Origin of the sequence: Nocardiopsis sp. CA-288880 (assembly GCF_050955985.1) — a bacterium.
GTDB lineage: Bacteria > Actinomycetota > Actinomycetes > Streptosporangiales > Streptosporangiaceae > Nocardiopsis > Nocardiopsis tropica.
The window spans coordinates 3506616-3519225 of the sequence record NZ_CP192105.1 but is presented as its reverse complement, the minus strand read 5'-3'; the positions used below and the strand labels follow the sequence as shown (position 1 = coordinate 3519225).

The window sequence follows — 12610 nt, the reverse complement described above, 5'->3', positions numbered from 1 at the left end:
AAGCGCCAATCCCCGGACAACTTTTGACCCGTGGGCGTTTTGTCCGTGACCTCCGCCGCCTTGTGTGCTCACCCTGGAGGGCTATCGACCAACATGGCGCTGGGGGCAGTGGACGTGAGCGGAGCCAGTCAGTCCGGGACGGGGAAGACGCCGGAGGGGGAGGGCAACATCGTCCACGTGACGATGATCGCCGCTGCGGCGGCGATGGGCGGTTTCCTCTTCGGTTACGACAGCTCGGTCATCAACGGGGCCGTGGACGCCATCCAGCAGCGGTTCGACGTCGGAGCGGCCACACTCGGCTTCACGGTCGCGTCCGCGCTCCTGGGGTGTGTGCTGGGCGCCGCGGTCGCCGGCGGACTGGCCGACCGGCTCGGCCGCATCAGGGTCATGCAGATCGCGGGTGTGCTGTTCGCGGTGAGCGCCGTCGGATCGGCCCTGCCCTTCACGGTGTGGGACCTGACCGCGTGGCGCATCGTGGGAGGCGCGGCCATCGGGCTGGCGTCGGTGATCGCGCCGACCTACATCGCCGAGGTGTCCCCGGCCGCCTACCGCGGCCGCCTGGCCTCCCTTCAACAGCTGGCCATCGTCCTGGGCATCGCCGCCTCCCAGCTGGTCAACTTCGGGATCGCGCAGATGGCCGACGGCAGCGCGCACAACATGCTCGGACCGATCCAGGCCTGGCAGTGGATGCTGGGCGTCGAGATGCTTCCGGCCCTGGTCTACCTGGGCCTGAGCCTGCTCATCCCCGAGTCCCCCCGCTACCTGGTCCGCGTGGGGCGCGTGGACAAGGCCCGCGGCATCCTCGCCGACGTCGAGGGCGGCGGGACGGAACGGGTGAACCGCAGGATCGGGGAGATCCGCGAGGCCCTGGGCTCGGAGGTCCGGCCCCGGCTGCGCGACCTGACCGGACGCTACGGCCTCCTGCCCATCGTGTGGATCGGTATGGCGGTGTCGGCGTTCCAGCAGCTCGTCGGCATCAACGTGATCTTCTACTACTCCAGCTCCCTGTGGCAGTCGGTCGGTGTGGCCGAGACCGACTCGCTGCTGCTGAGCCTGTTCACCTCCGTCGTGAACATCGTCGGCACCTTCGTGGCGATCCTGCTGGTGGACCGGATCGGCCGCAAGCCCCTGCTGCTGGTGGGCTCCGCGGGCATGACCGGGGCGCTCGCCCTGGCCGCCTACGCCTTCTCCAACGCTGTCGTGGAGGGTGAGGAGGTGGCCCTGCCGTTCGTGTGGGGCGCGGTGGCCCTGGCCGCGGCCAGCCTGTTCGTGCTGTTCTTCGCCCTGTCGTGGGGTGTGGTCGTGTGGGTGCTGCTGGGGGAGATGTTCCCGCTGCGCATCAGGGCTGCGGCGATGGGCGTGGCCACCGCCACGCAGTGGCTGGCCAACTGGCTGGTCACCGTGAGCTTCCCGAGCCTGCGCGACTGGAACCTGAGCGGGGCCTACCTGATCTACGCGGCCTTCGCGGCGATCTCGTTCTTCCTGGTGTGGAAGTTCGTCAAGGAGACCAAGGGCAAGACGCTGGAGGAGATGACCGGCTGACCTGCCCGAGTCCCCGTCCCCGGTAGACGGCCGGTCGGCTGGGGCCCAAGCGCCGGGCATCTTTTTCCCCGTGGGCGTTTCGTCCGTCCCCCCGCCCCCGCACCGCGTTCACCCTGTCGGTGACGGCCGACGGCGGCGGAGTGCCGCCGAGGAGGGAGCGGGGATGACGAGAACGGGCGGGCCCGGCGCCGGGGGGACGGGACGGGCGGACGGGGGAGCAGGTCTCGCACGGGTGACCCTGATCGCCGCCGCGGCGGCGATGGGCGGGTTCCTGTTCGGTTACGACAGCGCGGTCATCAACGGGGCCGTGGACGCCATCCAGCAGCGGTTCGAGGTGAACTCCGCCGTCCTGGGCTTCACCGTGGCCTCCACCCTGCTCGGCTCGGTGGTGGGCGCGGCGATCACCGGCTGGCTGGCCGACCGCAGGGGCCGGATCAGCACGATGCGGATCGCGGGCGTGCTGTTCGCCGTGAGCGCCCTGGGGATGGCGCTGCCCTTCTCCATCTGGGACCTCACCGCCTGGCGGGTGCTCAGCGGTGTGGCGATCGGCATCGCCTCGGTGATCGCGCCGACCTACATCGCCGAGGTGTCCCCGGCCGCCTACCGCGGCCGCCTGGCCTCCCTCCAGCAGCTGGCCATCGTCCTGGGCATCGCCGCCTCCCAGCTGGTGAACTACCTGTTGGCGAGCCTGGCGGGCGGCAGCGCGCACAACATGCTCGGACCGATCCAGGCCTGGCAGTGGATGCTGGCGGCCGAACTCGTGCCCGCTCTGGTGTACCTCCTGGTCAGCCTGGTCATCCCCGAGTCCCCGCGTTTCCTGGTGCGGGTCGGCCGCGCGGACGAGGCCGGGGACGTCCTGGCCCGCGTGGAGGGCGGCGGAGACCGGCAGGTGGCCCGGCGGATCGGGGAGATCCGGGAGGCGCTGGGCTCGGAGCGGCCCGCCCGGCTCCGGGACCTGCGCGGGCGGTTCGGCCTGCTGCCGATCGTGTGGGTCGGCATGGCGCTCTCGGCGTTCCAGCAGCTCGTCGGCATCAACGTGATCTTCTACTACTCCAGCTCCCTGTGGCAGTCCGTGGGGGTCCCCGAGGGGGACTCCCTCCTGCTGAGCCTGTTCACCTCGGTGATCAACATCGTCGGCACGGTCGTGGCGATCCTGCTGGTGGACCGGATCGGCCGCAGGCCCCTGCTGCTGGTGGGCTCCGCGGGCATGACGGTGACCCTGGCGGCGACCGCGTTCGCGTTCAGCCATGCCACGGTGGCGGGCGACACGGCGCAGTTGGGTTTCGGCTGGGGGGTGGTGGCGCTCACCGGGGCGAGCTCGTTCGTGCTCTTCTACGGCCTGTCGTGGGGTGTGGTGGTGTGGGTGCTGCTGGGGGAGATGTTCCCGCTGCGCATCAGGGCTGCGGCGATGGGCGTGGCCACCGCCACGCAGTGGCTGGCCAACTGGCTGGTCACCGTGAGCTTCCCGAGCCTGCGCGACTGGAACCTGAGCGGCTCGTACCTGATCTACACCGCCTTCGCGGCGATCTCGTTCTTCTTCGTCTGGAAGTGCGTGAAGGAGACCCGGGGCAAGACCCTGGAGGAGATGACCGGCTGAGCCCGGCCGCAGGAAGGCCGGTCGGTCAGCGCTCCAGGTCGATCTTGCGCTGGAGGAACTCCTCGCGGCCGATCTCACCGCGCGCGTATCTCAGCCGCAGCTCCTCCTCCGCCGCGTCCGGGACCCCGTGTCCGGGCGCGGCGGAGTGCTGCCTCCACGCCGGACGCGGGTGGTCGAACCGCGCGGAGCCGGACACGGTGGTCACCGCCCCGACGAGGAGGGCTCCCAGCGCCACCATGATGAGGATCACGGCCATGGCCATCACATAGGACATCGTCCACTCCCTGTCCGGTGGAGGAGCCGCCTTCCACCTCTGACTACCTGTCTACCCGGACCGGCGCCCCGCCACCAGGCCCCTCCCGTACCTGTGGACGGAACCGCCGCCTCCTCCCTGCGCCGTGCGCACGCGGGTCCTGCCCCGGGCCCTGCCCGTGCCGTTCGCGACGGCCCGCCACCCCGCCCGGTCGCCCCGGCCCGCCGGAACCGGACCCCGTGCCCCTGTTCCCGCCCCCACGGCCCCGGGAGCACGGCCCGGCCACAGCCCCGCGGGAGCCGGGCCCTAACCTGGAGTGCCAAAAACAGGACAGAAGGGGCGAAATGCGCGTTCTCCTCGTGGACAACCACGACTCCTACACGTACAACCTCGCCCAACTGGTGGCGCGCGTCCTCGGCGACACCCCCCTGGTCCTCACCAACGACGACCCCCGCTGGGCCGCGTTCGACACGTCCTCCGTGGACGCCGTCGTCGTCTCGCCCGGACCGGGCCGACCCCAGAACCCCCGCGACCTGGGCCGCGTCCCCGGCCTCCTGGAGGACGGGCGCCTTCCGGTCCTGGGCGTGTGCCTGGGCCACCAGGCCATCGCCCACCTGGCCGGAGCCGACGTGGTCTCCGCCCCCCAGCCCCGTCACGGCCACCTGACGCGGGTCCGGCACACGGGCCGCGGCCTCTTCGCGGGCGTGCCGCAGGACTTCACCGCCGTGCGCTACCACTCCCTGGCCGTCCCGGCGCCCCTGCCCGAGCCCCTGGCCGCGACCGCCTGGGCGGAGGACGGCGTGGTCATGGCGCTGGAGCACCGGCGCCTGCCCCGCTGGGGGGTGCAGTTCCACCCCGAGTCGGTGGCCAGCGACTTCGGAGCGGACCTGGTCGCGAACTTCCTGGACATGGCCCGCGCGCACCTGTCCGCGTCCCGCCCCGCGCGGGCGCCGTCGGGGGCACGCGCGTCCGCCGCCGCGGCCGCCCCCACCCCTCCCGCGGCGGTGCGCCCCCGGGCGCCCGAGGCGCCCGCCGCCCGCCCGCCGGGCGCGCCGCGAACCCTCGAACTACCGCGCGCCGTCGACGCCGAGGCCGCCTTCTGCCACCTGTACGGCGACGCCGAGTACGCGTTCTGGCTGGACAGCTCCCGGCCCCAGGGGCCCGCCCGCTTCTCCTTCCTCGGCGCCGCCACCGGCGAGGTCCTCACCTACAGGGTCGGCGGCCCCGTCCGCGTGCGCGACGCCGACGGCGCCGAGCACCACGAACCCGGGAGCGTCTTCGACGCCCTCGACCGCAGGGTCGGACGCCCCGGCCCCGCCCCCGCGGGACTGCCCTTCGACTTCACCGGCGGCTACGTGGGCTACCTGGGCTACGAGTGCAAGGCCGACACGGGGGGCGCCGCCGCGCACACGGCGTCCACCCCCGACGCCGTGTGGCTGCGCTGCGACCGCTTCGTCGCCGTGGACCACCTCCTCGGGCGCACCTACGCCGTCTGCGCCGACGGGCTCCCCGACGGCGACGACTGGCTGGCCCGCACCCTGGCCTCCCTGGACGGGCTCGCGCCGCCGGCGCCGCCCGCGCCCCCCGCGCCGGCGGCCGACCTGGCCCCCCTGCTGGAGCGCCCGCGGGAGGGCTACGTCAGCGACGTGAAGGAGTGCCTGGGGCAGCTCACGGCGGGGGAGAGCTACGAGATCTGCCTGACCAACCGCGTCCGCAGGCCCGCCGAGGGCGACGTCCTGGACGTCTACCGCCGGATGCGCGCAGCCGGCCCCGCGCCCTACGCCGCCCTGCTGCGCCTGGGCGGCGTGAGCGTGCTCAGCGCCTCGCCCGAGCGGTTCCTGCGGGTGGAAGCGGACCGCACCGCGGAGAGCCGGCCGATCAAGGGCACCGCACCGCGCCACCCCGACCCGGCCGCCGACGCGCGCGCGGCCGAGGAGCTGCGCACGGGGGCCAAGACCCGCGCCGAGAACCTGATGATCGTGGACCTGCTCCGCAACGACCTGGGAAGGGTGTGCGAGGTCGGCAGCGTGGAGGTGCCCGCGTTCATGTACACGGAGTCCTACGCGACCGTGCACCAGCTGGTGTCCACGGTGCGCGGGAGGCTCCGTCCGGACGTGTCCACCGTCGAGGCGGTGCGCGCCTGCTTCCCGGGAGGGTCCATGACCGGCGCGCCCAAGGTGCGCACCATGGAGATCATCGACCGCCTGGAGTCCTCGGCCCGCGGCGTCTACTCCGGCGCGCTGGGCTACCTGTCGCACACCGGTACCGCCGACCTGAACATCGTCATCCGCACGGCCGTGAGCGCCGACGGGGAGCTGACCATCGGGGCCGGGGGCGCGATCGTGCTGGACTCCGACCCCGAGGAGGAGTACGAGGAGATGCTGCTCAAGGCCGCCGTCCCCGCCCGCGGCCTCTGACCCGCGCCTCAGCCGTCGCCGCCGAGGCGGGCGAGCCGCGCCTCCAGCCCGTCCAGGACCCGCTGGAGGCCGTAGTCGAAGCCGCTGTCGCGGATCTCCTCCAGGCTCCTGCCCTCCTGGGCTGCGTGCCCGGCACGCAGCCTCGGCAGGTCCCGGACCGACTCCTCCATGGCGGGGGCGAGGCTCTCCCGCCACTCGCTCTCACTGCGGCCGCTGCGCGCGAACACCGACAGGTAGGCGACCTCGCTGGTCACCATGCCCATGACGTAGGCGGTCACGGTGCTCATGGCCTGGTCGGCCTCCTCCACGCCGAAGCCCGCGGCCTCGAACACGCCGAGCAGCCCCTCCGACACCTGCGCCAGGTTCGGACCGAGGCGGGAGAGCCCGACCCGGCCGAGCACGGAGACCATCCACGGGTGCCGCAGGGCGGCCGCCCTCAGGTCCCGGGCGTTGCCCTCGACCGCGGCCCTCCAGCCCCCGGCCCCTTCGGGGGCCGGCACCGGCAGCTCGCCGTAGACCTCGTCCACGACGAGTTCGATCAGCTCGTCCTTGCCGGCCACGTGCCGGTAGAGCGACGTGGCCCCGGCGTCGAGCCGGGAGCCCAGTGCGCGCATGCTCAGGGCGTCGATGCCCTCCTCGTCCAGAAGCCCGATCGCCTCGGCCACGATGCGGTCCCGGCTCAGCGCGGGTTGCCCCCCGGACTTGTTCCGCCTGGCCCACACCGACGGGACCGCCCCGGCCCGACCTGCCACGAAGCCTCCTTCGATCGACACTGATCTCCAGCGGAGACTAGCGGACAGCGTTCCCCCTTGCGCACACCCAACCCGAAGCGTACAGTGTTCGCAAGAAGAGAACACCGTACGCACGAAGGCGGGGAACGACCATGGGCTTCGACACCTCCCACTGGCAGGGCCGGCTCGACGAGCTCGGCGCCGCCCACCGCGTCCCCGGGGCGGCCCTGGCCGTCCTCACCGGCGGCACCGTCCACGAACTGGCCACCGGGATACTCCACCGGGGGACCGGCGTGGAGACCACGACCGACTCGGTCTTCCAGCTCGGCTCCATCGCCAAGGTCTACACCGCCACCCTGGCGATGGGCCTGGCCGAGGAGGGCCTGCTGGACCTGGACGCGCCGGTGCGCGACGTCCTGCCCGACTTCTCCCTCGCGGACGAGGAGGCCGCCGGGATCATCACCCCGCGCCACCTGCTCACCCACACGAGCGGACTCAGCTGCGACCTCGTCGTCGACACCGGTCGGGGCGACGACTGCCTGGCGCGCTTCGTCGCGGCGTGCGCGAAGGAGGACCTGGACTGCCCGCCCGGCACCGCGCTCTCCTACAGCACGAGCGGGTTCAGCGTGCTCGGCCGCGTCATCGAGGTCCTGACGGGCAGCACCTGGGACCGGGCGCTCAGGGACCGGGTACTGGACCCCCTCGGGCTGGACCACACCATGACCCTCCCGGAGGAGGCCCTGCGCTTCCGCACGGCGATGGGCCACACGCAAGGGGACGGGGAGGCCCCCGTGCCGACCCCGGCCTGGGACCTCATGACGCGTTCGTCCAGCCCCGGGGCCCTGGTCCTGGCCACCGCCGGAGACGTGGTGCGCCTGGCGCGGGCGCACCTGGAGGACGGCAGGGCGGCGGACGGCGCCCGCGTCCTGGCCCCCAGCACGGTGCGGGCCATGCGCGAACTGCAGGTGGAGTCCCCCGACAGGTGGTCCGTCGAGGCCGCAGGGTGGGGACTGGGCTGGACCCTGCACGACTGGGACGGGGTCCGGGGCTTCGGGCACGTCGGCGCCGCCACCGGCCAGTACTCCTACCTGCGCGCGGTGCCCGGCGCGGGGGTGGCCCTGGCCCTGGTGACCAACGGGGGAGGGGCGCAGAGCCTCTACGCCGACCTGTTCGGGGAACTGCTCGCCGCCCTGGCCGGCGTGCGCATGCCCGACCGCTTCGCCCCGCCGGAGCAGCTTCCCGCCGTGGACACGGCCCGCCTCACCGGCACCTACCGCCGTCCGGGCGTCGTCATCACGGTCACCGGGGGCGGGAACGGCCTCCGGATGGTCTACGAGTTCGTGGACGGCATGAGCCACTTCTCGCCGCCGCTGGAGGTGGACCTGGTGCCGGTGGAGGTGACGGCGACGAAGACCGTGTTCGCGGCCTCCGTTAGCGGCACCGCCTTCGGGGAGGGCTGGATGCCGGTGGTCTTCACGACCTCCGCCGACGGCACACGGTACGCCTACGTCGGCATGCGGGCCGCGCCCGAGGTCGCCTGAGGGGCCGGTGCGCCACCGGTGGGGGAGCGGTCGCCCCCGGAAATCCGGTTGCCCCGGGACCGGCCGGGGCACCACCCTGAGCGGTCATGAACGCCCCCGACGTCCCGCGGTACCAGATCCGCGCCCTGCACACCGACACCACCGTCACCGTCTACCAGGCCTACACCCCCTCCATCGGACTGCCCGCCGCCCGGCAGGGCCGCTTCCCCTCCTCCTGGAAGAGGGAGCGGATGACCTGGGTGAAACCGTCATTTATGTGGATGATGTACCGCTGCGGGTGGGGCCTCAAGAAGGACCAGGAGACCGTGCTGGCGGTGGAGATCAGCCGCGAGGGGTTCGAGCTGGCGCTGCGCGACGCGTGCCTGTCGCACTTCGAGCCCCGCGTGCACACCGACCGGGAGACCTGGAGGCGCCGGCTGCGGGAGGCCTCCGCGCGCGTGCAGTGGGACCCCGAACGCGACCTGGGCCTGGCCCCGCTGGCCCACCGCTCCCTCCAGCTGGGGCTGTCCGGGCAGGCCTCGCGGCGCTACGCCGACGAGTGGACCGTGTCCATCACCGACGTGACCCCGCTGGTCCGGCGTGTGCACGCGCTCGTCCTGGAGGGGGACAGCGCCGCGGCCGCCCGCCTGCTCCCCGAGGAGCGCCCCTACCCGGTTCCGCCAAAGGCCCTGGACCACCTGCGTCCCGCCGGCTGAGGCCGCCGACCGCCGTACGCGTGCGGCGGCCCACCGGGCCGCCCCCTCGGGGACCCGTCCCCGGCGCACGAAAAAGGAGAGGGTTCTGGGAACTCCTCTCCACTCTCAACTTATAGCGCACCCGGGGGCTTGCGGCAAGACCCCCGTCGTGCTGCAGAATCGTCCTCCGTGACCAGCACCGACGACATGGGAGACGGCGTGAACAGCCTCACCACCAGCGCGTTCGACCTCCCCGAGCACCTCGCCGCCAAGGCCGACCCGGCCCTGATCGCCGACGACGAACGGCACTTCGCGTCCATCGCGCAGAGCCTCGAACAGTCGGTCTCCGAACTGTCCGCCCGCCTGGACGCCCGGCGCAGCGCGCCCGTCGGCAAGGGGCGGGAGGTCCTGGACCGGGACCTGGAGATCCACCGGATGGCCAACCGCCTGCGCGCCCTGCGCCGCTTCGGCCTGGACCTGTGCCTCGGGCACATCGTCGGCGCGGACGGATCCGAGCCCGTCTACATCGGGCGGCTCGGCCTCACCGACGGCGAGGGGCGCCGCCTCCTGATCGACTGGCGCTCCCCGGCGGCCGAGCCGTTCTTCGCGGCCACCCACGCCGACCCGATGGGGCTGGCCAGCCGCCGCCGGTACCGGTGGACCCGCGGCCGGATCAGCGACTACTGGGACGAGGTGTTCACCGCCGACGGGTTCGAGGGGCACGCCGCCCTCGACGACCAGTCCGCCTTCATCGCCAGCCTGGGCGACAACCGGTCGTCCCGGATGCGGGACGTGCTCGGCACCATCCAGGCCGACCAGGACGCCATCATCCGAGCCGGGTCCCGCGGCGCCCTCGTCGTCGACGGCGGGCCGGGCACGGGGAAGACCGTCGTCGCCCTGCACCGCACCGCCCACCTCCTGTACTCCGACCCGCGGCTCGGCCACCGCCGGGGCGGCGTGCTGTTCGTCGGCCCGCACCAGCCCTACCTGGCCTACGTCGCCGACGTCCTTCCCAGCCTCGGGGAGGAGGGCGTGCAGACCTGCACCCTGCGGGACCTCGTCCCGGAGGGCGCCTCGGCGAAGCCGGAGAAGGACCCCGGGGTCGCCGCGCTGAAGTCGTCGGCGGGCCTGGTCGACTCGATCGAGGCGGCCGTCAGGTTCTACGAGAAGCCGCCCGCCGAGGGGATGACGGTCTCCACGGACTGGTCCGAGGTCTGGCTGGGCGCCGACGACTGGGCCGAGGCGTTCTCCGCCCCCGGGCCGGGGACCCCGCACAACGAGGCGCGTGAGCAGATCTGGGAGGAGCTGGCGTCGATCGTGGCCGACAAGCACGACGACGAGGAGGTCACCCCCGAGCTCGTGCGCGGTTCGCTCATGCGGGACGCGGAGCTCGTCACGGCCCTCCAGCGCGCGTGGCCGATGATCGAGCCGACCGATCTCGTCGGCGACCTGTGGTCCGTCCCCGCCTACCTGCGCCTGTGCGCGCCCTGGCTGAGCCCTGGCGAGGTCCGCGGGCTCCAGCGGGAGGACGCCCAGGCCTGGACCGTGTCCGACCTGCCGCTCCTGGACGCGGCGCGCCGGCGCCTGGGCGACCCGGGGGCGTCACTGCGCGAGCGCCGGCACAGGGCCGCCGTCGCGGCCGAGCGCGAGCGCATGTCGGGCGTCATCGACAACCTGCTCGCGGCGGACGACGACGGAGAGGGCATCGTGACGATGCTGCACGGACGAGACCTCCAGGACACCCTGGTGGACGGGGCGGCACTGCCCTCCACGAGCCCGGACCTCCTCGCCGGACCGTTCGCGCACGTCGTCGTGGACGAGGCCCAGGAGCTGACCGACGCGGAGTGGCGCATGCTGCTGCTCCGCTGTCCCTCCCGGAGCTTCACCATCGTCGGGGACCGCGCCCAGGCCAGGCACGGGTTCACCGAGCCGTGGCGGGAACGGCTCGAACGGGTCGGGTTCGACCGGATCGGGACGGCCTCCCTGAGCATCAACTACCGGACGCCGGAGGAGGTCATGGCGGAGGCCGAGCCGGCCATCCGGGCCGCGCTGCCGGACGCCAACGTGCCGACCTCGGTGCGCGCCGGCGGGATCCCCGTCACGCACGGCCCCGTCGAGGACCTGCACCGGGTCCTGGACGCGTGGCTCGCCGGGAACGCGGAGGGGACCGCCTGCGTCATCGGCGATCCGGCGTTCCGGGCGACGGCGCGCGTGCGTTCCCTGACACCGCAGCTGGCGAAGGGGCTGGAGTTCGACCTGGTCGTCCTCGTCGACCCGCAGGAGTTCGGCGAGGGGATCGAGGGGGCGGTCGACCGCTACGTCGCCATGACCCGCGCGACGCAGCGCCTGGTCGTGCTCACCAGCGGCTGACGGCGGCCTGCACGGCACCATCGGCGCCGCCGGTTCCGGCCGCCGCGGCCGGGTGCGCCTTCGCGGGCGCACCCGGTCCCGGGACGGAGACCCGGGAGGGGGACCGCGTCAGCTCCGGCCGTCGGCGGTGAGCGGTGCGCCGTCCGGTGCGGTGTCCGTGAGGGGGGCGCGGAGCTCGGTGACGACATCCGCCCGGAGTCCGTCCGCCTCTCGCCGCACAGCCACACAGCATCTCCTCGACTGCCGGCCCCCACCCTCAGCTCTCGGCCAACGGCGCCGGGCCCGCGTTCGGCGCGGGTCTCCTCATCGTGAGGCCTCTCCGGCGCCGGGCACCCGGGCCGCGCCCTTGACCCGGTGACCTGGATCACTTAAGTTCGCCTTCAGCACAGTTGTTCGCAAAACGTACATCCGTGGCCTGTCGTGAGTTCGGGCCCCGCCCCCCGCCGGCCCCCGGCCCTCGGCGCGGCGACCCCTCCCCGACCGCCGACCGACTCAGGAGACACAGATGCGCCGACTTTCGACCGCCCTCAGCGGTATCGCCGTACTCGTCCTCGCCACGGCCTGCTCCGGCGGCGGTGGCGGGGAGGACGAAGAGGGCGGTCTGCGCCGGATCACCGCGGGCGCCATCCCCATCGTGGACGTGGCGCCCCTCCACCTCGGCGTCGACCAGGGCTTCTTCGCCGACCGCGGCATCGACCTGGAGATCCAGCCGGGCTCGGGCGGAGCCGCCGCCGTCCCCGGCGTGGTCAGCGGGAACTTCGAGTTCGCCTTCGGCAACACCGTCTCCCTCCTCGTCGCCCGGGACCAGGGGCTGCCCCTCAAGGTGTTCGCCAACGGCGTCTCCAGCAACGGGGAGCAGGGCGCGGACTTCAGCGCCGTGTTCGTCCGCGACGACAGCCCCGTGGAGACCGCCGCCGACCTGGAGGGCACGACGGTCGCCGCCAACAACCTCCTCAACATCGGCGACACCACCGTCCGGGAGTCCGTCCGCGAGGCGGGCGGCGACCCCTCCGACATCGAGTTCGTCGAGATGGCGTTCCCCGACATGGTCCCCGCCCTGGAGAACGGCCGGATCGACGCCGCCTGGCTCGTCGAGCCCTTCACCACCGCCGCCCTCGACGCGGGCAACCGCGAGATCGCCTCCAACTTCGTGGACACCCACCCCGAGCTGTCCGTGGCCGCCTACTTCACCTCCGAGGAGATGCTGGCCCGGGAGCCCGAACTCATCGACGACGTCGAGGCCGCCCTCCAGGAGTCCTTCGCCTACGCCGAGGCCAACCCCGACGAGGTGCGCCGCGTCCTCGGCGAGTACACCGAGATCGACGGGGCCGCCTTGACCGACATCCGCCTGCCCCGCTGGCCCGAGGCCGTCAACGAGGAGTCCGTGGGCGTCCTCGCCGACCTGATGCTGGAGGACGGCCTCATCGGGACCGAGGCCGACCTGGCCGCCCTGTACCGCTGACCGGGCCGCCCGCCGCCGAGCCG

The 12610-nt window shown here is 73.2% G+C and carries 9 protein-coding genes; 7 read left to right on the top strand and 2 right to left on the bottom strand.

The window, feature by feature from the left end:
- Nucleotides 1-114 precede the first annotated feature (114 nt).
- Entirely contained in the window at nucleotides 115-1542 is a 1428-nt protein-coding gene (locus tag ACQPYD_RS15100) for a sugar porter family MFS transporter (RefSeq protein ID WP_433701612.1), read from the top strand.
- 259 nt (nucleotides 1543-1801) lie between these two features.
- The gene (locus ACQPYD_RS15095) at nucleotides 1802-3139 is read left to right on the top strand and encodes a sugar porter family MFS transporter (protein ID WP_433702061.1); all 1338 of its coding nucleotides are present in this window, start codon (nucleotides 1802-1804) and stop codon (nucleotides 3137-3139) included.
- Nucleotides 3140-3164: 25 nt separating this feature from the next.
- Here the strand turns inward: ACQPYD_RS15095 and ACQPYD_RS15090 are convergent, their stop codons facing one another.
- Nucleotides 3165-3413 carry an SHOCT domain-containing protein gene (locus tag ACQPYD_RS15090; protein WP_267950071.1) on the bottom strand — a complete coding sequence of 83 codons (249 nt, stop codon included), beginning with the start codon at nucleotides 3411-3413 and terminating at the stop codon, nucleotides 3165-3167.
- Between the two features lie 323 nt (nucleotides 3414-3736).
- Here ACQPYD_RS15090 and pabB point away from each other — a divergent pair, with 323 nt between their 5' ends.
- A complete protein-coding gene (gene pabB, locus ACQPYD_RS15085) occupies nucleotides 3737-5809 on the top strand; it encodes an aminodeoxychorismate synthase component I (protein ID WP_433701611.1) in 2073 nt (690 codons plus the stop codon).
- A gap of 8 nt (nucleotides 5810-5817) precedes the next feature.
- Here pabB and ACQPYD_RS15080 read toward each other — a convergent pair whose 3' ends face one another.
- A complete protein-coding gene (locus ACQPYD_RS15080) occupies nucleotides 5818-6561 on the bottom strand; it encodes a TetR/AcrR family transcriptional regulator (protein ID WP_433701610.1) in 744 nt (247 codons plus the stop codon).
- Nucleotides 6562-6692: 131 nt separating this feature from the next.
- On the opposite strand from ACQPYD_RS15080, the gene ACQPYD_RS15075 reads away from it, so the two are divergent.
- The 4 genes from ACQPYD_RS15075 (at nucleotide 6693) to ACQPYD_RS15060 (ending at nucleotide 12587) form a co-directional block, all read left to right on the top strand.
- Nucleotides 6693-8081, top strand: a complete 1389-nt coding sequence (locus ACQPYD_RS15075; RefSeq protein ID WP_433701609.1) for a serine hydrolase domain-containing protein — start codon at nucleotides 6693-6695, stop codon at nucleotides 8079-8081.
- Nucleotides 8082-8167: 86 nt separating this feature from the next.
- On the top strand, nucleotides 8168-8776 hold the full coding sequence (locus ACQPYD_RS15070; protein ID WP_433701608.1) for a DUF4291 domain-containing protein: 609 nt from the start codon (nucleotides 8168-8170) through the stop codon (nucleotides 8774-8776).
- Nucleotides 8777-8962: 186 nt separating this feature from the next.
- Entirely contained in the window at nucleotides 8963-11125 is a 2163-nt protein-coding gene (gene helR / locus ACQPYD_RS15065; RefSeq protein ID WP_433702060.1) for an RNA polymerase recycling motor ATPase HelR, read from the top strand.
- Nucleotides 11126-11630: 505 nt separating this feature from the next.
- Nucleotides 11631-12587, top strand: coding sequence for an ABC transporter substrate-binding protein (locus ACQPYD_RS15060; RefSeq protein WP_433701607.1), 957 nt, complete (start codon nucleotides 11631-11633; stop codon nucleotides 12585-12587).
- Nucleotides 12588-12610: the final 23 nt, after the last annotated feature.